Consider the following 25,795-nt stretch of genomic DNA (forward strand, 5'->3'; position numbering starts at 1 on the left):
CGACCGACCTTCATACCGCCTCTACGGAACCTCTACGAACGCCGAGCCGCCGGGCACCGCGTCGAGGAGCCTGCGGGTGTAGGGGTCCTTCGGCGCGGTCAGCACCTGGTCGACGAGGCCCTGTTCCACCACGCGACCGTCCCGCATGACCACCACGTCGTGGGCGAGTGAGCGGACCACGGCGAGGTCGTGGGAGATGAACAGGTAGCTCAGGCCCAGCTCCTTCTGCAGCCTGGCCAGCAGGTCGAGGATCTGGTCCTGCACCAGCACGTCCAGCGCGGACACCGGTTCGTCGCACACCACCAGCCGGGGGCCGAGCGCGAGCGCGCGGGCGATGGCGACCCGCTGGCGCTGGCCACCCGACAGCTCGTTGGGGTACCGGTTGGCCATGTCGGCGGGCAGCGCCACCTGGTCGAGCAGCTCGGCGACCTTCTCGCGGCGAGAGTTTCGGTCACCGACCCCGAAGGTGCGCAGCGGTTCCGCGACGATCCGCTCGACAGTCCACATGGGGTCGAGTGAGCCGTACGGGTCCTGGAACACCGGCTGCATGGTCCTGCGTGCCGCACGCAGCCGCACGCCACGCAGGCCGACGATCTCCTCGCCGTCCAGCCGGATCGTCCCGGACGTGGCCGCCACCAGCCCCAGCACCAGGTGCGCGGTCGTGGTCTTGCCGGAGCCGGACTCGCCGACGATCGCGGTCGTGCGGCCCCTGCCGACCGTGAAGGACACGTCGTCCACAGCACGCAGCACCCCGCCCCGGCCGCGGACCCGGTACTCCTTCGAGACGTTCGCGACCTCCAGTACCGGCTCGACCTCGGCGACCGCCGCCCGTTTCGGCGGCGACAGCGACGGGACCGCGGCCACCAGGCGCTTCGTGTAGTCCTCGCGTGGCTCGGTGAGGACCTTCCGTGCGGGACCGGTCTCCACGACCTCGCCATCGGACATCACGACCACGCGGCTCGTGCGCTCCACCGCGAGGCCGAGGTCGTGGGTGACCAGCAGCAGCGCCGTGCCGAGGTCGTCGGTCAGCTTCTCGAGGTGGTCGAGGATCTGGCGCTGCACGGTGACGTCCAACGCCGAGGTCGGCTCGTCGGCGATCAGCAGGTCCGGCCGGCACGCCAGCGCGATCGCGATCAGCACGCGCTGGCGCATGCCGCCGGAGAACTCGTGCGGGTACTGCCGCGCCCGCCGCGCCGCGTCGGGGATGCCGGCCTGGCCCAGCAGGTCCACGGCCTCCCGCCACGCCTGCCGGCGCCCGCACATGTCGTGCGCCACCAGGGTTTCCGCGACCTGCCTGCCCACCCGCGAGACCGGGTTCAGGTTGGACATCGGGTCCTGGGGCACGAGGCCGACCTCGCGGCCACGCAGGCGCCGCATACGACGTTCCCCAGCGTGCGTGATGTCCTCGCCACGCCAGTGGATCGTGCCGCCGGTGATCCGCCCGTTGCCGGGCAGCAGGCCGATGATCGCGTGTGCCGTGGTCGACTTGCCGGACCCGGACTGGCCGACCACCGCGACCCGCTCGCCCGGTCCGAGCGAGAGGGCGGTGTCCTTCACCGCGTGGGTGTCCCCGAAGGACACCGCGAGCGAGCTGACCTCCAGCAACGGCGTCACGACGTGCTCCTCGGGTCGAGTGCGTCGCGCAGGGCGTCGCCGAACAGGTTGAAGCCCAGGCAGATCAGGGCGAGCGCGACGCCGGGGAAGATGCCGGGCCACGCCGTGCGGAACAGGTACTGCTGCGCGTCGGACAGCATGATGCCCAGGCTCGGGTCGGGTGGCAGGATGCCGAGCCCGAGGAACGACAGGATGGCCTCGCCGAGCACGGCCGTCGGCATGATCACGGTGGCCTGCACGATGATCGCCGACGCCGCGTTGGGCAGGATGTGCTGGCCGAGCACGCGTGCCGGGCCCGCGCTCATGGTGTGCGCGGCGAGCACGAAGTCGCTTTCCTTCAGCCGCAGCGTCTCCGCGCGCACCACCCGGATCATCGTCGGGATCTGCGCGATGCCGAGCGCGACGGCCGCGTTGGCGAGGCCGCCGCCGTTGATGGCCGCGAGCCCGACGGCGAGGATCAGCGCGGGGAACGCCAGCATCAGGTCCGCGAGCCGCGACACGACGGCGTCCACCCAGCGCCAGTAGCCCGCGAGCAGGCCGAGCGGCACACCCGCCACGACGGCGACCAGCACCGACAGCAGCCCGACCTCCAGCGACGCCCGGATCCCGTACAGGACACGGGAAAGTACGTCACGGCCGAGGTCGTCGGTGCCGAGTGCGAAGCCGACCGTGGCGGGTTGCTGGAACGGCGTCGAGAAGTGCACCTCGGTCGGCGCGTAGGGCGCGAGCAGCGGCGCGAACACCCCGGCTATCACGACGATCAGCAGCAGCACGCCGCCGACGACGCCGAGCGGGTTGCGGCGGAGCCTGCGCAGGGTGCGGCCACGCACGAGCGGCGCGGCGGTCGCGGTGACCTCGGCGGTGGTCATCTGGCCCTCCCGGAGACACGCACGCGTGGGTCGATGACCGTGTAGAGCAGGTCGACGACCAGGTTGATCACGATGTAGGCGGTGGTGATCACCAGCACGACGGCCTGGATCACCGGGTAGTCGCGGGTGAACACGGAGTCGAGCGTCAGCTTCCCGATGCCGGGCAGGCCGAAGATCCGCTCGGTGACCACCGCGCCCGCGATCAGCCCGCCGAGCTGCAGGCCGACGATGGTGGTGACCACGATGAGGCTGTTGCGCAGGCCGTAGCGGAAGACGACCGCACTGCGGGACAGGCCTTTCGCGCGTGCGGTGCGGACGAAGTCGGCGGTCAGCGTGTCGACCATGGACGCGCGGGTCTGGCGTTGCACCACCGCCGCGTGGGTCATGCCGAGGATCACCGACGGCAGCGTCAGGTAGTACAGGCCGCGCAACGGCTCGTCGAACGGCGACACGTAACCGGAGGCCGGGAACCAGCCCAGCTGCACCGCGAGGTAGAGCACGGCGAGGATGCCGAGCCAGAACGTGGGCACCGACAACGCGAACAGCGAGAAGCCGTTGGCCACCCACTCCGGCCAGCGGCCCCGGAACACGGCCGCGACCACGCCGAACGCCATGCCCGCGAGTACCGCGACGAGCATCGCGTAGATGGCGAGCTGCACGGTCACGGGCAGCGTCGCGCCGATCATGTCCGTCACCGGGGTGCCGGTGCGCACGGACTCGCCGAAGTCGCCCTGCACCGCGTTGCCCACGAAGGTCAGGTACTGCACCGGAATCGGCTTGTCGAGGCCGAGCCGTTCGCTGACCGCGGCGATGGCGGCCGGGTCGGCTTCCTCGCCTGCCATGGCCGTCGCCGGGTCACCCGGCAGCAGGCGGATGCCGATGAACACGACGATCGACGCGAGCAGGAGCGTCAACGCGGACTGCCAGAGCCGGTTGAGGGTGTAGCGAAGCATCAGTCCTCCCCGCTCACGAAGGCGGCCTTGCCGAGCCGGACGACGCCGTCCGAGTACACCTCGACGCCGGTGACCCTGGTGGTGTGCACGGTCAGGTTGCGGACCCGGTAGGTGTAGACGACCGGGGTCTCCTCCTGGATCAGCTCGACCGCCTGTCCGTAGAGGTCGGCGCGTTTCGCGAGGTCGGTGGTCTGTCCGGCGCTCGCCAGCAGACCGTCCAGTGTGGACGAGTTGAAGCCCGAGTAGTTGCCTGCCTTGCCGGTGGCGAGGAAGCGGGTGATGTTGCCGTCCGGGTCGATCCGGCCGGACCAGCCGAGCTGCAACGCCTCGAACGTGCCGTTCTTCTGCACGTCCAGCAGGGTCGAGTACTCGACCGGGATGATCTGGATGTCGAACCCGCCCTCTGCGGCACTCGCCTGGAGCGCCTGCGCGTACCGCAGCTGGTCCTGCGAGTTCGTCACCTGCAGCTCGATGCGGTACGGGATCTTCACGCCCGCCTCGGTCAGCAGCCGCCGCGACTCCCCGGGGTCGAAGGCGGGACAGCCGTTGCTCGCGTCCGACGCGTACGGCGTCTGCGGCGCGATCGGCGAGCAGGCGGGCTCGAACCAGTTGTTGAACACCGTGTCCACGAGGGTCTGCCGGTCGACGGCCTTGGAGAGCGCCAGCCGGATCCGCGCGTCCTTCGCGAGCGGGGTGTCGATCGGCTTCGTGGGTTTCCCGACGCCGTCGACGTTGCCGACGTTGAGCCAGATGCCCTGGAAGCCCAGCGAGGGCGACTGCAGCACCCGCAGGTCCGGGTCCTTGGCCAGGGCGTCGACGTCCTGCGGGGAGATCGTGTCGGCGACCTGGAGGTCACCGGAGCGCAGGTTGGCGGCGCGGATGTTGGCGTCGGCCATGATCCGGTAGGTGATGGTGTCGAGGTGGACTTCCCTGGCGTCGTAGTACTTCGGGTCACGCGCGACCTCGATGGAGGTCTGCGGCACGCGCCTGACGAACTTGAAGGGCCCGACGCACACGGGGTTGTCGCCGAAGTCGTCGCCCTCCTCCTGGAGCGCGGCAGGCGAGAGGATCATGCCGGCCCGGTCGGCGAGCGCGGCCGTGATCGGCGCGAACGGCTGCTTGTAGCGGAGCACGACGTGGCTGCTGTCGGCCGCCGTGATGCTCGCGATCGGGCCCATCTCGGCGGCGCGCTGGGACTCCGCGAGGTTGAGGTGGCGGTCGAGGCTGGTGCGCACGGCGTTCGCGTCGAAGGGGGTGCCGTCGGCGAAGGTGATGCCGGTGCGGACGGGGATGGTGACGGTCAGGCCGTCCTGCGAGACCGTCGGCAGGCCGGTGGCGAGCTGCGGGACGATCTCGCCGGACGAGTCGAGGTCGTAGAGCTTCTCGCAGATCGCGTTCATGACGTAACGCGTGTAGAGCGACGAGGAGGTCGTCGGGTCGAGCCGGTCCGGTTCGGACGACAGCCCCATGACGAGGTCGCCGCCGTCGGCCACCTTCCTGTTGCCGACCGGGGTGCCGAAGTCGTCGTGGTGCCCGACCCTGGCGGCCGGGTGTTGGATCGGGACGCAGGCGCTCGCCGTGACCACCGCCAACGCCGTGAGTGCGAAACGCAAGGACCTGGACATAGGACACCTAACGTCGGGAATGCGCTTGTGTTATCTGCCGACCGCGTAGCCCTGCATGCCTCTCGGGTTGGCCGCGGCGGACAGGACACCGGTCTCCGGGTCCCGCGTCACCGCGCACAACCTGCCTTCCGACCAGGGATCGCCGACCGTCACGTCGTGTCCGCGCTCGCGGAGGCCGTCGATGACATCGTCGCCGATCCTCGACTCCACCGTGACGCCGCCCGGCACCATGGCCCGGGGGTAGAAGGAGCTGGGGAAGCTCGACGTGTGCCAGTTCGGTGCGTCGATCGCGGCCTGGAGGTCCCTCCCCCGCGTGACGGCGAGGAAGAAGTGCAGGCTCCACTGGTCCTGCTGGTCGCCGCCCGGGGTGCCGAACGCCATGACCGGTTGGCCGTCCCTCATGGCCATCGACGGGCTGAGGGTGGTCCTCGGCCGCCTGCCGGGGACCAGTGAGTTGGGCAGGCCGTCCTCGAGCCAGGTCATCTGCAACCGGGTGCCCAGTGGGAAGCCGAGTTCCGGGATGACCGGGTTCGACTGGAGCCAGCCGCCGCTCGGCGTTGCGGCGATCATGTTGCCCCACCGGTCGACCACGTCGACGTGACAGGTGTCGCCCCGGGTGCCGCCGTCCGGTGCCACGGTTGGCTCGCCGGCGCCGACAGGCGTTGGGGCAGCGGCGCCGGCGAGGTCGAGGTGTGCGGGAAGCCTGGGTTCCCGGCCGTCCGGGCTACCCGGCCGCAGCTCCGCGCTGGCCCGCTCGCCGACCAGACCGCGGCGGGAGTCGTTGTAGGACGGGGAGAGCAGTGACTCCAGGGTGACGTCGGTGCTGTCGCCGTACCACGCCTCGCGGTCGGCCATCGCCAGCTTGGTGCCCTCGATGAGCGTGTGGTGGTCGTCCGGGTCATCGTCCGTGGGCAGCAGCGCGAGTTGTTGCAGGAACGTCGGCCCCTGGCTCCACAGGCCCGGTTTCGCCACGGTCCAGCCGTTCCGGGTGAACGTCGCGGGCGGCTCGTAGTGGGCCGAGAAGCCTGCCAGGTCGTCGCCGGTCATGGTGGACTCGTGCCGCTCACCCGAGGTGTCCATCGTGGGCTTCGCCGCCTGGGTGGCGATCGCCTCGGCGATGAAGCCCGCCCGCCACACCGCGCGGGCCGCGTCGATCTGGGTCTCGCGGTTCGCGCCTGCCGCCTCGGCCTCGGTGAGCAGGCGCTGCCACGTCCACGCCAGCGCGGGGTTCCGCAGGAGTCGGCCCGCGGCAGGTGGTTCGCCGTCGCGCAGGTAGACCGCCGCCGAGGACGTCCACTCGGTCTCGAACAGCTCCCGGACGGTGTCCACTGTGGAGCCGACGCGGGCGACCGCGGGATGGCCGCCCTCCGCGTAGCCGATGGCGTAGGTCAGGACCTCACGCAGCGACTTCGTGCCGTGGTCGCGGAGCAGGAGTAGCCACGCGTCGAACGCACCGGGCACCGCGGCGGCGAGCGGGCCGGTGCCTGGCACGAGGTCGAGGCCGAGCGAGGTGTAGTGGGCGACCGTGGCACCCGCCGGGGCGACGCCCTGCCCACAGAGGACCGTGGGCTCGGCACCTGCCGGGGCGACGATCATCGGGACCTCGCCTGCCGGACCGTTCAGGTGGGGCTCGACCACGTGCAGGACGAACGCCGCCGCGACGGCCGCGTCGAAGGCGTTGCCGCCGTCCTCCAGCACGGCCATGGCCGACGACGAGGCCAGCCAGTGCGTGGACGACACCATGCCGAAGGTGCCCTGCAGGGTCGGCCGCGTGGTGAACATTTGCCGAGTATCGCGGCGACCTGGTATACGCGTCCAAGACATACCTGACACCAAACCGATAGCGTCAGGCTATGGAACGTCGTCAGCTCGAGTACTTCGTCGCCATCGTCGAACACGGTGGGTTCACCCATGCCGCCCGGGCGTTGCGGGTCGCGCAGCCGTCGCTGTCCAGGGCGATCGGCAAGCTGGAGCACGAGCTGGGAGTCGCGTTGTTCCACCGGGTCGGCCGCAACGCCGTGCTCAGCAACGCCGGCGAGCTGGTGGTCGACCGCGCCAGGCTCGTGCTGCGGGACCTGGAAGCGTTGCGTGCCTCGGCCCGCAGCGTCGAGACCGGCGCGGTGGGCAGGGTGGACGTGGCGGCCACGTCGTCCTCCGCGCTCGAGCCGGTGATCAGCATCGTCGCCGAGCTGCGGGAACGTCATCCCGGCGTGCTGGTGAGCACGTCCTCCGCGCTGTCGGCGACCGAGGTCGTGGCGATGGTGTTGCAGGGGCGCTGCGAGGTCGGCGTGTGTGGCCACGGGGAACGTCCGGCCGGGCCGGGGCTCGTCGCCCACCACCTGCGTGACGAGGAGTTCCTGCTGGTCGCGCCGCCCGGTACCCACCTCGGCGAGGACGGCGCGGTCACCCACGACGACCTGCGCGGCCTGCGGTTCGTGGTCACCAAGCGGGCCACGGCCGCGCGTGCGTTGTTCGACCGCATCTCGGAGACCGTCGGCGGTCTCACGGTGGCCGCGGAGGTCGGCGACCGCAGTGTCGTGCTGCCGATGGTGCTGCGTGGCATCGGTTCGAGCGTGGTGCCGGACGGCTGGCACGACCTGGCCGTCCGCGCTGGCGCCGCCGTGCACCACTTCAGCCCCCGCGAGCGGCTGCCGCAGTGGCTCGTCCACCGGTCCGGTCCGATCACCCCGGCCACGCAGGCGTTCCTGGACACCACACTGACAAGGGGTGTCAGGGAACCGGGCATAACGTCCGAACCATGATCACCACGCGTGCGACCGTGACGGAGTTCCTCGCCCGCCTGGCCGCCGGGGAGCCGGACGAGCTCGCCGAGCTGTTCGCCGAGCGGGTGGACTTCCGGCTCGACTGGCCTGCGGGCGACCATCCCTCGGTGCCGTGGATCCGCACGCGGTCGACGAGGGCCGACATGGCCGACCACTTCCGCCTGCTCGGCGAGTTCCACGCGCCGGACACCCGTGCCCCGGTGGTGCCGCGCGTGCTCGTCGACGGCGCGTCCCGCCCGGCTGACGCGGCTGCCGTACGCAGTTCTGTGGACAGCGGGCCTGTTCTCGCCGATGCTGCGTGAGCTGCGGACGACGCAGTACCAGTTCACCCGCCCGTTCACGATCGACTCGTCGGCGACCGAGCAGGCGTTCGACCTGGCGCCGACGCCGCTGGAGATCGTGCTGAAGAACGTCGCGTAGGAGTCGCCGTCATGACCGTCCGCCCCGCGCGGGAGGCCGACATCCCGGTGCTGCGCTCGCTCGAACGCGCGGCGGGACAACCGTTCCTGGCGATCGGCATGACGTCGGTGGCACAGGACGAACCACCGTCCGCCGCGACGTTGTCGGGGTTCGTCGCCGAAGGACGGGCGTGGGTGTACGAGGTGGACGGCCGGCCGGTGGCGTACCTGCTGGCCGAGGTCGTGGACGGGAACGGGCACGTGGAGCAGGTGTCGGTCCACCCCGACCACGCCCGCAGGCGGCTCGGCCGGGTACTGATCGACCACCTGCTCGAGTGGGCCCGCCGCCGCGACCTCCCGGCCGTCACGCTGACGACGTACACGGAGGTCCCGTGGAACGGGCCCTACTACGAGCGTTGTGGCTTCCGCTACCTGACGGAGGCCGAGGAAACCCCTGGCCTGCGGGCGATCCGTGCCGCGGAGCTGGCACACGGCCTGGACCGCTGGCCGCGAGCCTGCATGCGCCTGGACCTCTGACACCGGCCGCTCACCGGTGCCGGTAGTGGTCCACGACCAGCGTCGCGCCGCTCGCCAACGCCACCACCCCACAGCAGACGCTCGCGATGATCATGCCCTGCAGGGCGACGTTGCCCGCCACGCTCAGGACCAGCACCACCCACAGCAGCGAGCGGACAGAACCACGGGTCTTCGTCGTTGTCGTCATGCCACAGAACGCTAGGCACCGACAGGGCCCGGCACGATCCCGCCGGCTGGAGAACCGGGGTATAGCAGGCTGTACTTTTCCGCTCCACCCCTGGCCGAGCGCCTGACGTGGTCATAGTGTCGCGCCAGTGTCCGCTCTCAAACGGTGGGACCTCGTCGCCCGCCTCCGCACCACGGTCGACGCCATCGAGCACATCGTGGGTGGGCTTGGCACGGCGGTGCTCGCGGTCGCCGCGGTGCTGTGGATGGTGATCGCCGCGGTGACATGCGTCGGCGGCGTCGGGTTCGCCCTCCTGCCGACCATCCCCCGCGTGATCCGGGCGGTGGCCCAGCGCGAACGCGGCAGGCTGTCGCGGTGGACGCCGGAGATCATCGGGCCGGAGCCGCTGCCCCCGGGGTTCCGTGCCGCCATCAGGAATCCGACGACCCAGCGGGAGCTGGCCTGGGTCCTGTGTCACGGGACCGCGGGGCTCCTCCTCGGGATGGTCGGGGTCAGCCTCCCCATCTACGCGGTGACCGACGGCACCTTCCCGCTCTGGTGGTACGTCCTGCCGCCGGACGAGTCGGCCGACACCCTCGCCATCCTGCCCGTGCACGACCTCGGCGACGCGCTCCTGGTCAGCCTCATGGGTGTCGGCTGGCTCGTCGTGCTCGTGGCCGCGGAGCCGCTCCTGGCGCGGCTGCAGGCGTGGCCGGGACGCAGGCTGCTCACCCCCGATCCCGGCACCGACCTCGCGCTGCGGGTCGCGCACCTGACCGCCACCCGCGCCGCGGCACTCGACGCGCACACCACCGAACTGCGCCGCATCGAGCGGTCGCTGCACGACGGCACGCAGAACCGGCTCGTCGCGGTCAACGTGCTGCTCGGTGCGGCACGCAGGGCGGTCGCCCGCGACCCCGCCGCGGCGGTCGCCATCCTCGACCGCGCGCAGGACGCCGCGGAGCAGGCCCTCACCGAGCTGCGTGGTGTCGTCCGCACTATCCTTCCGCCGGTGCTGACCGATCGCACGCTCCCCGACGCGCTCGCCTCGCTGGCCACGACGTGTCCGGTGCCGTGCCGCGTCGACGCGGACGTGCCCGGCCGGTCCGCCGCGTCCGTCGAGGCGACCGTGTACTTCGCGGTCGCCGAGACCCTCACGAACGTCGCCAAGCACAGCGGTGCGCGGCGGGCCACGGTTGTGTTGCGCCGCAACGAGGACCAGCTGTGCGTCGCGGTGACCGACGACGGGCGCGGCGGAGCGGACGAGGGCGCCGGTTCGGGTCTTGCCGGCATCCGGCGCCGCGTCGAGGCCCACGACGGCACGTTCGCGCTGGCGAGCCCCGCCGGCGGACCCACCACCATGACTGCGAGCCTGCCATGCGGATTGTGATCGCCGAGGACGACCTGCTCCTGCGTGAGGGGCTCGCGCTGCTGCTGCGTGCCGAGGAGCAGGACGTCGTTGCCACCACGAGCAACCCGGCCGACTTCCTCGTCGCCGTCGACGAGTACGAGCCCGACGTGGCCATCGTGGACGTCCGGATGCCACCGACCCACACGGACGAGGGCATCGTCGCGGCCGTCGAGGCGAGGCGGCGCAGGCCGGGGCTCGCGGTGCTCGTGCTGTCGGCGTACGTGGAGCAGGCGTTCGCGACCGACCTGTTGGCGACCGGCGGCGCGCGTCTCGGCTACCTGCTGAAGGAACGCGTCGGGCGGGTGGCCGAGTTCATGGACGCGCTGGAGCGCGTGGCGAGCGGCGGCACGGCCATCGACCCGGAGGTCGTCGCGCAGCTGCTCGCCAGGAACCGGCCGGACAACCGGCTCTCGCGGCTCACCCCGCGCGAGCACGAAGTCCTGGCACTGATGGCGGAGGGCCTCGGCAACACGGCGATCTCCGAGCGGCTGTTCGTCACGGAAGGCGCGGTCAGCAAGCACATCCGCAGCATCTTCGCCAAGCTCGACCTCGCGCCGGACGACCGTGCGGACCGGCGCGTGACCGCAGTGCTGCACTACCTGGAGGGCAGGCGCGTATAGCTGGCTGTACCACGTTTCCTCCAGCTCGCCGGATCGATCCCCGAGCGACGCGACGGCAGGCTTTCCCTCAGTTGAAAGGGATGCCGACAAAGGGGATCGCATGTTTCGCAGGGTTTCTCTCGGCACGGCGGTGATCGCCGCGCTCGCTCTCGCCACGCCGCAGGCCGTCGCCGGGACCAGGCCGAACGCCGTGCAGCAGGGGCTGGACAACCTGGTCGCCGACCACGACTTCCCGGCCGCCATGGCCTCCGTGCGGGAGCCCGACGGCCGCGACCGCTTCTACTCCGCCGGTGTCGGCGACGTGGCGACCGGCAGGCCGGTGCCGAAGGACGGCCAGATCCGGATCGCCAGCAGTACCAAGATGTTCACGTCGGCGGTCGTGCTGCAGCTGGTCGGCGAGGACAGGATCGGCCTCGACGAGCCGATCGAGACGTACCTGCCCGGCCTCGTGCGAGGTGCGGGCATCGACGGCCACGACATCACCGTGCGCCAGGTGCTCCAGCACACGAGCGGCCTGCCCGAGTACTTCACGCTGGACTACAAGGACATCCAGCACCGCTACGTCGAACCTCGGGAGCTGCTCGACCGTGCCCTGGCACAGCCCGCGTCGTTCCCGCCTGGCTCGAGCTGGCGTTACAGCAACACGAACTACGTCGTCGCCGGCCTGATCGTGCAACGGGTCACCGGCCGGCCGGTCGGCGAGGAGATCACGAACCGGGTCGTCAGACCGCTGGGGCTGCGGCACACCTACTGGCCGGGTACCGGTGACCAGACCATCCGGGAGAAGCACGCACTCGGCTACTACACGCCGACGTCGCAGGCAGCCGAGCGCGTCGAGTTCACCGAGCTGGACCCGTCGTGGGCCTGGGCCGCGGGGCAGATGATCGCGACTCCCGGTGACGTCAACGAGTTCCTGGCCGCGCTGCTCGGCGGTGAGGTCCTGAAGCCCGCGCAGCTCGCGGAGATGAAGAAGACCGTCGAGGCGCCCGGCTTCCCGCCGGACTGGCGGTACGGGCTTGGACTGATGCGTATCTCGCTGAGCTGCGGCGGGGTGGCGTGGGGCCATGGCGGCGACATCGACGGCTACGAGAACCGCAACGGGATCACCGAGGGCGGCCGGGCCGCCACGGTGGCCGTCACCGCGCTGCCGACCCCCGAGCAGGGTCCCGACATGCTGCCCGACAGGGTGCTCGACACCGCACTCTGCCAGTGACCATCCCGAAAGGACAGACGATGTTGAGGAAGCTCGGGTTGGCCGCGGTAGCGGTGACACTGACCGCGTGCGCGGCGCCCACCGAGGAAACCGTTCCGCCGCAACGGGTCGACGCCGTGACGGTCCAGAAGGACACCGTACAGCGGAGTCTCGACGCACTGGTCGGCGAGGACGACTTCCCCGGTGCACTGGCCGCGGTCCGGAGTGCGAACGGCCGGACCCGGGACTACGTGGCGGGCGTGGGAGACCTCCGGACCGGCGCGCCCGTCCCGCCGAACGGGTACGTCCGGATCGCGAGCAACACCAAGATGTTCACGGCGACGGTCGTGCTGCAGCTGGTCGGTGAGGGGAAGGTCGGGCTGGACGAGCCGATCGAGACGTACCTGCCGGGCGTCGTGCGTGGCGACGGCATCGACGGCCACGACATCAGTGTGCGCCAACTGCTCCAGCACACGAGCGGGCTGCCGGACTACGACGAGATCATGCTGACCGACTACCTCGCCGTGCGGCACACGTACTTCGAGCCGAGGCAGATGGTCGACGCGGCACTGACCAGGCCCGCGTTGTCCGCTCCTGGCACGGGCTGGAGCTACAGCAACACGAACTACGTGCTGGCGGGGTTGATGGTCCAGCAGGTGACGGGCAGGCCGCTTGGCGAGGAGATCACGAGGCGGGTCATCGAGCCGCTGGGGCTGCGGGAGACGTACTGGCCGGAGGCGCAGACGATCCGAGGCAGGCACCCGCACGGGTACTGGCCGGGCGCCGACGGCAGGCCGGTGGACGTGACGGAGATGGACCCGTCGCCGGGCTGGGCCGCGGGACAGCTGGTGGGCACACCGCGTGACCTGAACACGTTCCTGACCGGGCTGCTGGACGGCGACCTGCTGGCGCCCGCACAGCTGGCGGAGATGAAGGAGCTGGTGGACGCACCGGACTTCGACACGACCGGCACCGCCCGGTACGGCCTCGGGTTGGCGACGTTCCAGCTGTCGTGCGGCGGCGTGGCGTGGACCCACGGCGGCAACGCCCCCGGTTACATCACCCGCAACGCGGTGGCGGAGAACGGCCGGGCGGCGACGATCGCCGTGACGGGCCCGGCGATGAACCTGCCCGCGGCGGAACACGTCGAGGACGCGCTGGACACCGCGCTCTGTGCGTGATTCCGTGTCCCGGTCCGGCTGTGCCGGGCCGGGATTCGGCGCTGTTGCTTACGAACCGGAAACTTCCACCCCCACTCGGGACCCCTCCCCAGGACGATGGTCGACAATGAGCACCGACCTCCGCAGGCTTCCCGAGGAAGAGACTCATGGATCATCCACCGCAAGCTGTGCCGGAGCCCGGCCCTGAACCTGGGAAGCCCTCGCAGAAGATCCCGGCGCCAGGCCAGGAAAAGATCCCGGATGCCAATACGGCACCGGAAGACACCTCTGAAGCGACGGCCGAGCCGACCTCGCACGAGGAAGCAGCGCCCGGGGCCGAGGCGCCTTCGCACGCAACGGACTCCCGGACCGGTGGGGAAGTAGAACCGCAGCGAGCAGCTCCGGGCACGGACGACCCGAACGCCCCGCAGACAAAAGACTCCGAGGCCGGTGTCACCACCGAACAGCCGCGCGAGGACTCCGGTCCCGCGCAGGCAACGGATTCCGAGTCGGCGTCGCCATCGCCTGCCGGGGCAAGCCAGGAAAACAGCTCACAGACCCCAGCCGAACAAGGCACGACGAATACCGAGCAGCTTTCCGAGCCACCCCCCGAACAACCAACTCCGCGTGACCCCGGGAGCCCGGAACAGCCGACCGAACCAGCACTCGAACAACCTACCCCCAGTGGAAGCGCGAGCCAGGACCAAGCCGCGGAGCCAGCGGCTTCCCCAGACGGGGAGCAGGTCACCGAGCCTGCGCTCGGACAGCCACAGGCCTCCCAGACCGAGCATGCCCACTACCACTCCGCCTACGCGCAGTTCCCCGCGGCCAACGAGCCCGGCTTCGAGTTCGAGACCATCCCGCTGAGCAAGCCGAAGCGGCCGGTACCGCCTGCCGACCCCGTGGCTGTGGCCGTCGGGAACGGCTCGCTTCTCGGTGTCGGCTACTGGCTTCTCGGGCGGCGGGCATTCGCGGTGGTCGCGGCGCTCGTCACGCTGACCTTCGCCATACTCCTGGCCACAGCCGTGCGGGAGTTGTGGCTCGAGATCGTCGTGGTGGTCTGGTGGGTCGCGGTCATCGCGCACGGGTGGATCCTCGCGAGCCGTGGTGAGCGGCCGACCCAGCCTCGACGACAGCGGCTCGTCGCCATCGGTGTCACCGCCGTGGTGCTCCTGCTCGTCGGCGGGATGCGGTTCGACGCCGCGCGGATCGACGACGCCGTCGCCGACGCGAGGAACGCGGGCAACTGCACCACCGCCCTCGACGCGCTCGACGCACGCACCGTCGGCCACCGGATCGCCGACGCGCCGCTGACGGCCAAGGGCGACGACACCGTCCGCGCCTGCGACCTCCTGCACCAGGCCAACGCGAAACTGGACCGGGCTCTCGACGGCGACACCGTGGCACTGCGGTCCGCCGTCGACAACCTGCACGCCGTCCTCGACGACCTGCCCGGCCACGAGGTCATGGCGGAGAAGGTCCTCGGCCGCTTCCTGGACCGGCTCCCCACCGACGACGCGTGCGACACCACCGAGATCACCGACTGGCTCAGCCGCATCGGCCACGACAAGTCCATCCTCGACCGGGCCGCGGACATCGTGCCGAAGGTGGCACCGCTGGCGATCGTCGAGTGTGGGGACCAGCTCATGAGCGCCAGCGACTTCACGCTGGCCCGCGAGCACTACCAGCAGCTGCTCGACCGGTACCCGGACGACGACCTGGCTCCCCGCGCCCAGGAAGGCGTCACCAAGGCCACCCAGGCCATCGAGCTGGCCAACGTCCGCCAGCTCCTGTCCACGACGGTCGGGACCTCGCCCGCCTACTGCACCCGGCCCGCGCCCTACAGCGGCGCGACCCCGTACGGCGCGACCCGCCCCAACCGGGCCCTCTTCTACGGCAACGACGAGTACACCAGCCGCCTCCCCGCCGAATGGAAGGCCACCGACGCCGCCGACGCGGTGATCATCGTGTGTGCGGGCGCCACCGAGTACGGCCCCGCCGTGGAGACGTGCCCGTACGAGGCCCCGCTCAGCCCGTTCGGCTACACGGACGTCACGTTCAAGAAGATCTCCATCCCGGTCCGCGTCTTCGAGGTGAAGACCGCCAGGGTGATCGTGGACGTACGTGTCGAGATCGGCGGCGCCAGCTGCCCGGCGTTCCTCGAGTACCGCACCATCGGCACCGTCGACCTGGGGCCGCCGTCGGAGGTCTACGTCACCCCGTCCGACCCGGACGTCCACGCGGGCTTCACGTCCCTGGTCAATCCCTAGGCCGGGCAGGTCGTGAGGATCTGCGCTATGGCGTCGTGCTCCTGCTGGTCGATCGAGAGGTGGTACTTGGTCTTCATGTGGATCCAGGAGGCGACGTAGCCGCAGTGGTCCTGGGCGGGGAGCCAGCGCGCGGGGTCGTCGTCGGACTTGCTCCTGTTGCTCGACGCCGTCACGGCCACCAGGCCCTCGACGTCGTTCGCGTAGGCGCGGCGTTGTTCCACGGGCCAGTCGCCGGGGCGTTGGCGGCGGCCGTCGACTATCGGGCCGGAGCGGGCCACCTCGGCGAGGGGGACCACGTGGTCGATGTCCAGGTCGCTCGGGTCGGTCACGGTCACGCCGTCGTACCTGCTCACCCACTGGCCCGCGGTCGGGGCGCACTTGTCGTTCACCACGACGCCCTGGCCCTGTTGCTGCAGCACGGTTTCCCGGGTCGTGCACTGGCCGGTCCTGGCCCAGTCGGGTAACCAGTCGTCGCGGTCGTAGTGGGCGCCGGTGTCCTCCGGCGCTACCTGCAGGGCGGCCAGCTGCTGGCCGAGGGCACCCGCGCCGGGGACGGGCGCACCCGGCTGCGCCGGCGGTGCCGGTGGGGGCTGGGTGGCGGTCGTCGCCGACTGGAGGGCTTCGCAGCCGGTCGTCAGGAGCGCGAGCAACAGCAGGGGCACGGCACGGCGGATCATCAGGAAATCATTGCTCACCGGGCAAGTTGTGTCGATCTCCTTGTGTCGTGGGCTACTTTCTGGCCACCCCCGCGAAGGACAGCTCGTTCATCTCCGGGTCGTCGGCGATGTCGCCGACGCCACCCGGGCGCCACGTGCCCGTCGGCACGAGCCCCGGCTGGAGCAGCTCCAGGTCGCCGAACAGGGTCGCGATCTCCGCCCTGGCGCGGGGGAAGACCTGGCCCGCGCCACGGTTCTCGCGGACGATGCCGGCCACGGCGTCGATCTTGTGCGCCTGCATGTCGTCCGTCATGTGGGTGATCGCCAGGCAGCTGCCGGGCGCCAGCACCTCGCGGTACCTCGCCACCAGCGCCGCCGGGTCGTCCTCGTCGGCGACCCAGTGCAGCACCAGCAGGAACAGCAGGCCCACCGGCTCGTCGAAGTCGAGCAGGCGGCGGGTGACGGGGTCGTCGACGACGCTCGACGGGTCCCGCATGTCCGCCTCCACCACGGCGGCGTGCTCCGCGTCGGCCAGCATCAGCTCGCTGTGCGCGACGGCGATCGGGTCCCTGTCCACGTACACCACCCGGCAGGACGGGTCCACCTGGTGCGCGATCTCGTGCACGTTACCGACAGTGGGTATGCCGGAGCCGATGTCGAGGAACTGGCGGACGCCCTGGCCGATCATGAAACGCACCGCCCTCGCCAGGAAGGCACGGTTCAGCCTCGCCGCGGCCCTGATTCCCGGCACCGCGCGTTCGACCTGGTCAGCCATGGCGCGGTCGGCCGCGAAGTTGTGGCTCCCACCGAGCAGGTAGTCATATGTCCGCGCACCACTCGGCGCGGAAGTGTCGACGATTGCCGGTACCCAATCCACCCGCACACCCTAATTCGCCTCGAGGGAAATCGCACCCGATCGGGTGCTTTTGGAGCAACATGGGTTAGTCCTACTGTAATCCGTCCCTCGGTGCGAGGAGTCTGTGATGCCAGTGCCAGTAGCACCGGGGCGGTGGCCGCTGCTCGGCCACACGCCCGCACTTCTACACCATCGATCCGGCTTCACGGAAGGACTTCACGCACAGGGCGAGCTGGTGCGGGTGTACCTCGGCACGCTGCCTGCGTACTTCGTCACGAGCCCCGAGCTGACGCACCGAGTGCTGGTCACGGCGTCAGCCAGCTTCGGAAAAGGAGCCATGTTCGACAAGTTCCGACCATTCACCGGGAACGGACTCGTGAATTCCGGCGGCGCCTTTCACCTGCGCCAACGCAGGCTCGTTCAACCCGCGTTCCACCACGACCGGGTCGCGAGCTACACCGACCTGATGAAAACGGCCGTTTCCGAATTATGTGAATCATGGGAACCCGGTGAGATCCGCGAGATCAACGACGATATGCGGGCACTCGCGGTGACCATTACCGGCGCGGCGTTGTTCGGCACCGAACTCGGCGGACCGGCGGTCGAGGAGGCCCGTCGCTCGATCCCCGTGGTCATCAGGCAGGGCATGATCCGGGCACTGTCGCCCGAGCCGGTCGGCCGCCTCCTGGTGCGCGGCAACCGGCGGTTCGACCAGGCCGTCACCCGGATGCGGGCCGTCGTCGGCGAGGTCATCGACGGCTGGCGCGCCCGGGGCGACGACCGGGGCGACCTGCTGTCCATGCTGCTCATGGCGCGTGACGAACACGGCGCGCCGATGACCGACGAGCAGGCCTACGACGAGGTGGTCACCCTCCTCAGCGCGGGCATCGAGACCAGCGCACTCGCGCTCGCGTGGCTGTTCCACGAGATCGCGCGCCACCCCGAGGTGGAGCGCCGCGTCCACGCCGAGGTCGACGAGGTCCTCGGCGGGCGCGCGGTCACCTACGACGACTACGCCAGGCTCACCTACACCAGGCAGGTCGTCAACGAGACCCTCAGGATGTACCCGGTCTGGATCCTGATGCGCCGCACGCTCGAGCCCGTCGAGCTCGGCGGCGCGCGGCTCCCCGAGGGCGCCGAGGTCGTCGTCAGCCCGCACGCGCTGCACCACGACCCCCGCAACTTCCCCGAGCCACACCGTTTCGACCCCGAACGCTGGGCACCGGAACGGGTCGGCGAGGTGCCGCGCGGCGCCTACGTCCCGTTCGGCGCGGGCAACCGCATGTGTGTCGGCTACTCGTTCGCCCTGCTGGAGATGGCCGTGACGGCGGCGACGATCGCACGTCGCTGGCGGCTGCGCCTCGCCCGCCCCGTCGAGGTCACCTACACCTCCACCGCCTACCCCACCCGGCTGTCGATGACGGCCACGCCCCGTTGAAAGGTCCACATGTTCCACCGTCTCGCCGCAGCGGCACTCGTCGCCGGGATGATGTTCGTCCCCGCGACGGCCCAGGCCGACGCCTCCTGCCAGGACGTCACCTTCCCCGTGAGCGTCGCAGGACTCCAGCAGACCATGGCGGGCACCCTGTGCGTGCCCGCGAACGCGCGCACCCTCCAGGTCCTCGTCCCCGGTGGGTTCTACAACCGCTCGTACTGGGACATCACCGTCGACCCGGCGGTGCGCTCGTTCCGCCTGGCCATGAACGACGCGGGCTACGCGACCCTCGCCGTCGACCGCCTCGGCACCGGTCGTAGCTCGCAGCCGCCGAGCCTGCTGCTGAGCGCGATCGTCCAGGCGAACGCCGTGCACCAGGTGGTGCAGGCGATGCGGCCGAGGTTCGACCGGGTCGTCCTCGGCGGCCACTCGCTGGGCTCGGCCGTCTCGATCATCGAGGCCGCCACGTACCACGACGTCGACGGCGTGCTGGTCACCTCGATGGGCCACCACCTCAACGTGCTGGGCGTCGCGACGATCGCGACCTCGTTCGTGCCGGCCGTCCTCGACCCGGCGTTCCGGGGGCGCCCGCTCGACCCCGGCTACCTGACCACGCGCGCGGGCACGCGGTACTCGCTGCACCAACCGGGGCCGAACGTCACGGCGGCGGTCGGGTTCGACGAGGCCACCAAGGACGTCGCCGCGCCTGGTGAGCTGGTCGATGCCGCGCTGCTCGGCACCGTCACCCCGTACACGCGGCTCGTGGACGTGCCGGTCCTGACGGCCATCGCGGGCGGCGACCCGACCTTCTGCGGTCCGCTCGCGACCGACTGCGGCTCGTCGGCGAGCTATCTCGCCGCGGAGGCGCCGTTCTACGGGCCGGGTGCACACCTGGAGGCCTACGTCCTCCCCGGCTACGGCCACTCGTTCAACTACGCGCCCAACGCACCCGACCTCCACGCGGCGGTGGTGGCATGGGCCGACCGGACGGCCGGCCGGTGACGGTTCCGCTGCCCGGCCGCGGCACGCCGTCCCCGGCGGGCAGGGACCGGGAGAAGACGGCGAGGAAGTGGGCCTACCTGCTCTGCACGACCACCTACGTGCCGCTCGTGCACGCCGACATCGAGGAGCCGGTGCGCGAGATGGTGCAGGAGTTGTTCGACGCCGACGAACGTCTGCGTGCCGCCGAGCGGGTCGGCGCGCGGCTGGTGGAGCTGAACTGCGTCGACCGCGAGAGCCTGCGGATCACCGTGGACGTGCTGGCGGGCCCGCTGCTCGCGGAGGACTCGCCGGAGCGGGTGACGAGGCTCCTCGGCGCGGTGGCGGCAGGCTACGCGGAGGCGCTGCGGCGGCGCACCACCGAGCAGCAGGAGAGCATGATCCGCGCGGTGAAGGCCGTTGCGGCCAAGGCGATCCGGGTGGCGAAGGCCAACGAGGAGGACCGCGACGCGATGGCGACGGAGCTGTCGCTGCTGCGGGGTCAGCTGTCACACCAGCTGCTGCACGACCCGCTCACCGGCCTGCCGAACCGGCAGTTCCTCACCACGCGCCTGGAGGAGGTCCTGAACTCCGGCAGCCCCACGACGCTGTACCTGCTGGAGTTGAACGGTTTCCAGCTGCTGAACGACGGACTCGGCGGCAGGCTGGCCGACACGCTGCTGTTCGCGGTCGCGACCCGCCTTCGGCACGCGCTGCCCGTGGCGATGATCGCGAGGACGGACCGCGCCTGCTTCGCGGCGCTGGACGAGCAGGGCCCCGACGACGAGCACTCGCTGCCGGCGCCCGCGTCGGTGGTGGCCATGATCACCGAGACGCTGTCCGACGCGACCTACGTCGACGACCACGGTCTGGCGCTGACGGCCAACATCGGGGTGGTGCGGAGCCCGCCGCACGGGGCGGATCCCGAGCGGTTGCTGCACGCGGCGGACCTGGCGCTGCGGCTGGCGAAGGAGCGGGGACCCGGTCAGTGGCACCTGCTGACCCCGACCGAGGCCGAGCTGCGGGTCCGCAGGCCGCGACTGGCGTCGATCATGCCGGGCGCGGTCGAGACGGGGCAGCTCGCGGTCGGGTACCGGCTGCGGGTGAACCTGGCGGACGAGCGGCCGGTGGCGATCGACGCGTACCCGAGGTGGGCCCTCGCGGGCGTTGGCGGGACGGAGTGCGTGACGCTGGCCGAGGAGACGGGACTGAGCCCGTCCATGGGCCGGTGGCTGCTGAGGACGGCGGGAGCACGCGCGGTCGAGACCGGGCTGCCGCTGTCGGTGAGCCTGTCCCCCAACCAGGCGGCGGCGCCGGACCTGGTGGGCGCGGTCCTGGACACGCTGGCGGAGGTGTCACTGCCGCCCGCCCGGTTGCGCCTCGCCATGCCCGCGCCGGAGGTGTTCGACGGACGGTCCCAGGCGGTCGACAACCTCAAGGCACTGACCAAGGCCGGTGTGCGCACGGCGGTCCACGACTTCACCGGCGCCCCTTCGGACGTCGTGCGTCTGCCGGACCTGTCGCTGAACACGGTGTCGCTGGCACCGCGCCTGGTCGCCCAGGCCCGCACGATCGGCACCAAGAGCCTGGTGACACGGGCGTTCTCGAACCTGACCGCACTGGTCCACGACGCGGGCGCGACCGTGTCGGTCGACGACCTCCGCAGCGAACCGGAGGTCGACTGGTGGCGCCACGCAGGCGCCGACACCGCGACGGGCCCGATGTTCCCGATCCGCGAGCAGTAGTGACTGGCCGACGCCCTGGCACGTCCGTGCCCGAGGAAGTGGATCAGGGTCAACCCTGAGCCATCTCATGGATATGCCCGGAGTTGCCGGGACCGCCCCTGCTGGAGCCTTGTCCGCGTCACCACGACAGGACTTTTGAGGGGGCCCCGATGGGCAAACCGATGTTGACCGTGCGGGTCGCGAGATGGAGCGCAGAACATCCCTGGCGCGCCATCGGCGCCTGGCTGCTCTTCGTGGCGATCTGCATCGGGGCGGGGCAGATCACCGGCACCAGGCAGGCCGACTTCGACGACAACCCCACCGGCGAGCTCGCCACCTACCAGAGCATCGTCGACGAGGCGGGCTTCACCAGGCCCGCGACCGAGAACGTGCTCATCTCCGCCAAGGACGGCACCCTCGACCAGGGCCTGGCCATGACCGCCGCCGCTGACGTCCGCGCGGCGATGGACGGGCTGGCCGAGGTCGGCGAGGTCAGTGACCCGCTGCCCTCGCCCAAGCACACGGCCGTGCTGGTGAACGTCGAGATCGCCGGGGACCCGGACACCGCGGACGAGCGGGTCGACGCCCTGCTCGACGCGACCGCCTCGGTGCAGGACCAGTACCCCGGCCTGCGGATCGAGGAGGTCGGCGGCGCGTCGCTCGACAAGGCGCTCTCCGCGACGCTGGGCGACGACTTCCAGAAGGCCGAGCTGATCAGCATCCCGGTCACGCTCGTGATCATGCTCGTCGTCTTCGGCGCCGTGATCGCCGCGGGTGTTCCCGTGCTGCTGGCCATGTCCGCGGTGGGGGCCGCGCTCGGGCTCTCGGCGCTGGCCTCCCAGCTGGTTCCCGCCACGGACAACACCAGCAGCATGATCCTGCTCATCGGCATGGCCGTCGGTGTCGACTACTCGCTCTTCTACGTCCGCCGGGACCGGGAGGAACGAGCAAGGGGCGCGGGGCACGTCGACGCGGTCGAGATCGCGGCGGCCACGTCGGGGCACGCCATCGTCGTGTCGGGCATCGCCGTCACCGTCGCGATGGCAGGCATGTTCGTGGTCGACGACGTCGTCTTCTCCTCGATCGCCGTCGGCACGATCCTCGTCGTGCTCGCCGCCATGATCGGGTCGATCACCGTGCTGCCCGCACTGCTCGCCAAGCTCGGGCGGTTCGTCGACAAGCCCCGCGTGCCACTGCTGTGGCGGTTCTCCATGCGGAGAACGGGTGACTCGCGTTTCTGGCGGGCCGTGCTCAAGCCGAGCCTGCGTGCACCGAGGACGACCCTCGTCATCGCCGTCGGCGTCCTGGCCGGGCTCGCGGTGCCCACGTTCAGCATGACGCTGAACTCGCCGGGCGAGGCCGACCTGCCACGCAGCATCCCGATCATGCGGTCCTACGACCGGATGACCGAGGCCTTCCCCAGCACCGGCGCCTCGCACCAGATCGCCGTGCGGGTTCCCGCCGACCAGACCGCACAGGGCAGGGCGGCCGTCGACGACCTGCTCAGGCGGATCGCGGCCGACCCCGGCTTCGCGCACGACCGCCCGCCGACGGTCACGCCCGCCAAGGACGGCCGGATCTACCTGATCTCGGCAGGCATCCCCTTCGACGGCGCGTCCGCCGAGGCAGACCAGTCGCTCGCGAGGCTGCGTGGGACGTTGGTGCCCGCCACCATCGGCACCGTCAGCGGCGCCGAGTTCGCGGTCAGCGGTCAGACCGCGGGCGAGAACGACTTCGTGGCGTCGATGACCGACGCGCTGCCGTGGGTGATCGGGTTCGTGCTGCTGTTGACGTTCCTGGTGATGCTGTGGGCCTTCCGGGCGCCGGTGATCGCACTGAGCGCGATCGGGCTGAACCTGCTGTCGGCCGGTGCCGCCTACGGCGTGCTGGTGCTGGTGTTCCAGAACACCTGGGCCGAGGGCGTGCTCGGGTTCACGTCGACCGGCGGCATCACCGCGTGGCTGCCGGTGATCCTCTTCGTGACGCTGTTCGGGCTCTCGATGGACTACCACGTGTTCGTGGTGAGCCGCATCCGTGAGGCGACGGGCACCATGTCGACGAAGGACGCGGTGGCCGCAGGCATCACGAGGTCGGCGGGCGTGGTCACGAGCGCCGCCGCGGTCATGGTCGGCGTGTTCTCGATCTTCGCGACGTTGAGCACCATCGACATGAAGCAGATGGGCGTCGGCCTGGCCGTCGCGATCCTGATCGACGCGACGCTGATCCGCGCGGTCCTCCTGCCCGCGCTGATGACGGTGCTGGGCAGGGCGAACTGGTGGACGCCGCGCTTCCTGCGCACCCGCGAGGAAGTCAACGCGAACGAGGAGACGAGAGTCATCGAACCGGTCGGCTGAGGCGGTCGGAACACCGCGGGCCGGGGCCGACAGGTCCCGGCCCGTTCTCGGTAGCACCGGGCGGAATCCCCGCGACAGAAGGCTGAACCGCGACTGGGGGCAGCCTTGGACATCTCACCCGACACCACACCCACCCGTGACCAGGTCGGGCTCTACGAGCCACGCGCAGGCGTGCCGGTAACCGACCAACCGGTGCTCCACGACCTGCTACTGGCGCCGAGGAAGTCGTTGCAGAACCCGGTGCGTTGGGTCGTCCTCGCCCTTCTCGTGCTGGCGCTCGTCTATCCGACGCACCCGCTCGGCATCGCCTTTCCCGCGGTGCTCGCGCTGTTCGTGCTCGTCAACGTGCTGTACCTGGCTCCCAACCTCGTGTCGGGTGCCGACCTCAGGGCGCTCGGCGCGAGTCCGACACGGCTCGTCCCCCTCGGCGCGGAGGACCTGTTGCGGGCCGGTCGGGTCGTGGCGATCCGGCTGCCCGACGACAACAGGTGGTGCTGCTCGGCCTCATGATGGCTCGCCCGCAGGTCGTCGAGCCTCGCGGTGTCCTGGTACTCCGGGAAGTCGACCAGGAACCCGGTCATCTGGCCGGGCCGGCCTTGCGCCGCAGCACGAGCACGGCACCGGCCGCGAACAGCACGGCGAACCCGGCCAGCAGCGACCAGTCCACCCACAGTGGGTGGTCGAAGGTGTCGCCGTAGGAGGCGAGCAGCGGCGGGCCGAGCTGGGAACCGCCGTCCCGCCACAGCTCCGGCAGGCCGGCGGTGTGCCCGAGGGCCTCGAACGCCCAGCGGTTGCTCATCGCGTAGCTCAGGTAGCGCCCGACGTCCGCCATCACGGGCACGGGCAGGAAGGCGCCGACGAACAGGACCTGCGGGAAGCACAGCATGGGCAGTGTGAGGGCGGCCTGCGACGGGTTGTTGACCGACGACGAGCACAGCAGTCCGAGCGTCAGCGCGCACAGGGACGCGAGCACGACCGTGCCGAACAGCCGCGCGTCGCCTGCCAGGTCGAGTGCGGGCAGCCGGTCGGTGACCGACAGCAGGGCGAGCAGCAGCGCGTCCACGAGGCACAGCAGGGGAAGCAGTGCGGCCACCTTGGACAGGAGGTACGGCGCGACCCGCAGCCCCGCACGGCTTTCCCTGCGCAGGATGGCGAACTCGTCGCAGATCTGGGAGAGCCCGTAGGTGAGGCCGAAGAAGAACCCGCCGAACGCGATCCAGAACAGGATCATCACGGTCGTGTTGGGCACGGGGTTCGTCTGCTCGAACGCCCCGGGGCGGAACAGCATGAGGAACATCAACGCGATCACGACCGGCGAACCCATGAGGATCGCGAGCGTCACCCTGTTGCGGGCCAGCAGTTCCACGGATCGTGCGGTCAGCAGCCACCACTGCCGCAAGGCGGAGACGCGGTGGCGTTGCGGCACCGGCTGGGGCGGCTCGAAGACGACGGCCGCCGGTGACCACTCGGGTGGGTCGCCCCCGAGCCGGTCGTAGACCTCCTCCGCGGTGGCCACGCCGAAGTGCTCGAGCATCCGCGACGGCGTGCCCGCGTAGACGAGGCGCCCGCCGTCGAGCACGAACACCTCGTCGCACAACGCGATGTCGCCGGGGGTGTGCGTGGTGAGCACGACGGTGTTGCCACCGTCCACGAGGGAACGCAGGTGGCGCAACAGGTCTCGGCCGGTCGCCGGGTCGAGGCCGCTGGTCGGCTCGTCGAGGAAGAGGATGTCCGGCCGCGCGAGCAGCTCGACGGCGATGCTGGCGCGCTTGCGCTCGCCGCCGCTGAGCGTGCCGACGGTCGCGGCGGCGCGTTGCGTCAGCCCGAGCGTCTCGAGGATCTCGGCGACGGTCGCGGGTTCGTGCTCGCCACGGAGTCTGGCCGCGTAGGACAGTGTGCGCCGGAGCGGGAGGTGGGTGTGCACGATGTCGTCCTGCGGCACGAACCCGACCTCCGGCGGGTTCGTGACCTGCCCCTTCGACGGGGTGCGCACGCCGGCGAGCAGTTCGAGCAGCGTCGTCTTCCCGGCACCGCTGGGCCCGATGATCGCCACGAGCCTGCCGGTGCCGATCTCGGCGGTGACCGGCTCCAGCGTGAAGTCCCCCGCCGTCCACGACGCGGCCAGCGCCTGGACCCGGGCGAGCGTCTTCGTGACGGGCATGTCGCCTCCCCAGCGGCTTTTGGCCAGTGTGCC

General features: G+C 70.8%; 23 protein-coding genes. 14 read left to right on the forward strand and 9 right to left on the reverse strand.

What is annotated here, in order from left to right:
- Positions 1-21: 21 nt before the first annotated feature.
- From CLV71_RS15500 to CLV71_RS15520, 5 genes are read right to left on the reverse strand one after another with little or no spacing between them, the layout of a single operon-like run.
- Positions 22-1,614, reverse strand: coding sequence for a dipeptide ABC transporter ATP-binding protein (locus tag CLV71_RS15500; RefSeq protein ID WP_208297578.1), 1,593 nt, complete (start codon positions 1,612-1,614; stop codon positions 22-24).
- Positions 1,611-2,483 carry an ABC transporter permease gene (locus CLV71_RS15505; RefSeq protein WP_133903457.1) on the reverse strand — a complete coding sequence of 291 codons (873 nt, stop codon included), beginning with the start codon at positions 2,481-2,483 and terminating at the stop codon, positions 1,611-1,613. The genes CLV71_RS15500 and CLV71_RS15505 overlap by 4 nt, the downstream gene beginning before the upstream one ends.
- Complete coding sequence (locus CLV71_RS15510) at positions 2,480-3,436, reverse strand: ABC transporter permease (protein WP_133903458.1); 957 nt, start codon at positions 3,434-3,436, stop codon at positions 2,480-2,482. The genes CLV71_RS15505 and CLV71_RS15510 overlap by 4 nt, the downstream gene beginning before the upstream one ends.
- On the reverse strand, positions 3,436-5,061 hold the full coding sequence (locus CLV71_RS15515; RefSeq protein ID WP_133903459.1) for an ABC transporter substrate-binding protein: 1,626 nt from the start codon (positions 5,059-5,061) through the stop codon (positions 3,436-3,438). The genes CLV71_RS15510 and CLV71_RS15515 overlap by 1 nt, the downstream gene beginning before the upstream one ends.
- Before the next feature lie 30 nt (positions 5,062-5,091).
- Positions 5,092-6,843, reverse strand: a complete 1,752-nt coding sequence (locus tag CLV71_RS15520; RefSeq protein ID WP_133903460.1) for a gamma-glutamyltransferase family protein — start codon at positions 6,841-6,843, stop codon at positions 5,092-5,094.
- 71 nt (positions 6,844-6,914) lie between these two features.
- Between CLV71_RS15520 and CLV71_RS15525 the strand changes: the two genes are divergently transcribed.
- Genes CLV71_RS15525 through CLV71_RS15535 form a run of 4 tightly spaced genes read left to right on the forward strand, consistent with a single transcriptional unit; the run spans position 6,915 to position 8,779 of the window.
- Positions 6,915-7,823 carry a LysR family transcriptional regulator gene (locus tag CLV71_RS15525; RefSeq protein WP_133903461.1) on the forward strand — a complete coding sequence of 303 codons (909 nt, stop codon included), beginning with the start codon at positions 6,915-6,917 and terminating at the stop codon, positions 7,821-7,823.
- Positions 7,820-8,146 (forward strand): ketosteroid isomerase, encoded by a 327-nt coding sequence (locus CLV71_RS15530; RefSeq protein ID WP_133903462.1) that lies wholly within the window; start codon positions 7,820-7,822, stop codon positions 8,144-8,146. The genes CLV71_RS15525 and CLV71_RS15530 overlap by 4 nt, the downstream gene beginning before the upstream one ends.
- Positions 8,136-8,264: a hypothetical protein gene (locus CLV71_RS50130; RefSeq protein ID WP_279588733.1), complete on the forward strand. Its 129-nt coding sequence runs from the start codon at positions 8,136-8,138 to the stop codon at positions 8,262-8,264. Before CLV71_RS15530 ends, CLV71_RS50130 begins: the two co-directional genes overlap by 11 nt.
- Positions 8,265-8,275: 11 nt before the next feature.
- Positions 8,276-8,779 (forward strand): GNAT family N-acetyltransferase, encoded by a 504-nt coding sequence (locus CLV71_RS15535; protein ID WP_133903463.1) that lies wholly within the window; start codon positions 8,276-8,278, stop codon positions 8,777-8,779.
- A 10-nt stretch (positions 8,780-8,789) separates the two neighbouring features.
- Here the strand turns inward: CLV71_RS15535 and CLV71_RS47660 are convergent, their stop codons facing one another.
- Positions 8,790-8,966 (reverse strand): hypothetical protein, encoded by a 177-nt coding sequence (locus CLV71_RS47660; RefSeq protein WP_166664112.1) that lies wholly within the window; start codon positions 8,964-8,966, stop codon positions 8,790-8,792.
- 127 nt (positions 8,967-9,093) lie between these two features.
- Between CLV71_RS47660 and CLV71_RS15540 the strand changes: the two genes are divergently transcribed.
- The 5 genes from CLV71_RS15540 (at position 9,094) to CLV71_RS15560 (ending at position 15,598) form a co-directional block, all read left to right on the forward strand.
- On the forward strand, positions 9,094-10,335 hold the full coding sequence (locus CLV71_RS15540; protein ID WP_133903464.1) for a sensor histidine kinase: 1,242 nt from the start codon (positions 9,094-9,096) through the stop codon (positions 10,333-10,335).
- Complete coding sequence (locus CLV71_RS15545; RefSeq protein WP_133903465.1) at positions 10,323-10,976, forward strand: response regulator; 654 nt, start codon at positions 10,323-10,325, stop codon at positions 10,974-10,976. The genes CLV71_RS15540 and CLV71_RS15545 overlap by 13 nt, the downstream gene beginning before the upstream one ends.
- 100 nt (positions 10,977-11,076) lie before the next feature.
- A complete protein-coding gene (locus CLV71_RS15550; protein ID WP_133903466.1) occupies positions 11,077-12,189 on the forward strand; it encodes a serine hydrolase domain-containing protein in 1,113 nt (370 codons plus the stop codon).
- A gap of 20 nt (positions 12,190-12,209) precedes the next feature.
- Positions 12,210-13,349 (forward strand): serine hydrolase domain-containing protein, encoded by a 1,140-nt coding sequence (locus CLV71_RS15555; protein ID WP_133903467.1) that lies wholly within the window; start codon positions 12,210-12,212, stop codon positions 13,347-13,349.
- A gap of 881 nt (positions 13,350-14,230) precedes the next feature.
- Positions 14,231-15,598, forward strand: coding sequence for a tetratricopeptide repeat protein (locus CLV71_RS15560; RefSeq protein ID WP_133903468.1), 1,368 nt, complete (start codon positions 14,231-14,233; stop codon positions 15,596-15,598).
- Here CLV71_RS15560 and CLV71_RS15565 read toward each other — a convergent pair.
- Both CLV71_RS15565 and CLV71_RS15570 read right to left on the reverse strand, forming a co-directional pair.
- Positions 15,595-16,293: an HNH endonuclease family protein gene (locus tag CLV71_RS15565; RefSeq protein ID WP_243866480.1), complete on the reverse strand. Its 699-nt coding sequence runs from the start codon at positions 16,291-16,293 to the stop codon at positions 15,595-15,597. The genes CLV71_RS15560 and CLV71_RS15565 overlap by 4 nt on opposite strands.
- A 34-nt stretch (positions 16,294-16,327) precedes the next feature.
- Positions 16,328-17,131 (reverse strand): SAM-dependent methyltransferase, encoded by an 804-nt coding sequence (locus CLV71_RS15570; protein WP_133903469.1) that lies wholly within the window; start codon positions 17,129-17,131, stop codon positions 16,328-16,330.
- A gap of 106 nt (positions 17,132-17,237) precedes the next feature.
- On the opposite strand from CLV71_RS15570, the gene CLV71_RS15575 reads away from it, so the two are divergent.
- The 5 genes from CLV71_RS15575 (at position 17,238) to CLV71_RS15595 (ending at position 24,111) form a co-directional block, all read left to right on the forward strand.
- Positions 17,238-18,548, forward strand: coding sequence for a cytochrome P450 (locus tag CLV71_RS15575; protein WP_133903470.1), 1,311 nt, complete (start codon positions 17,238-17,240; stop codon positions 18,546-18,548).
- A 9-nt stretch (positions 18,549-18,557) separates the two neighbouring features.
- Entirely contained in the window at positions 18,558-19,547 is a 990-nt protein-coding gene (locus CLV71_RS15580) for an alpha/beta hydrolase (RefSeq protein WP_133903471.1), read from the forward strand.
- Positions 19,520-21,268, forward strand: a complete 1,749-nt coding sequence (locus tag CLV71_RS15585; RefSeq protein WP_133903472.1) for an EAL domain-containing protein — start codon at positions 19,520-19,522, stop codon at positions 21,266-21,268. Before CLV71_RS15580 ends, CLV71_RS15585 begins: the two co-directional genes overlap by 28 nt.
- Before the next feature lie 149 nt (positions 21,269-21,417).
- Positions 21,418-23,601, forward strand: a complete 2,184-nt coding sequence (locus CLV71_RS15590; protein WP_133903473.1) for an MMPL family transporter — start codon at positions 21,418-21,420, stop codon at positions 23,599-23,601.
- 105 nt (positions 23,602-23,706) lie between these two features.
- Positions 23,707-24,111 (forward strand): hypothetical protein, encoded by a 405-nt coding sequence (locus CLV71_RS15595; RefSeq protein WP_133903474.1) that lies wholly within the window; start codon positions 23,707-23,709, stop codon positions 24,109-24,111.
- Between the two features lie 67 nt (positions 24,112-24,178).
- On the opposite strand, the gene CLV71_RS15600 is transcribed toward CLV71_RS15595, so the two are convergent.
- Positions 24,179-25,762, reverse strand: coding sequence for an ABC transporter ATP-binding protein/permease (locus CLV71_RS15600; protein WP_133903475.1), 1,584 nt, complete (start codon positions 25,760-25,762; stop codon positions 24,179-24,181).
- Positions 25,763-25,795: the final 33 nt, after the last annotated feature.

It is taken from the genome of Actinophytocola oryzae, from assembly GCF_004364325.1.
Lineage (GTDB): Bacteria > Actinomycetota > Actinomycetes > Mycobacteriales > Pseudonocardiaceae > Actinophytocola > Actinophytocola oryzae.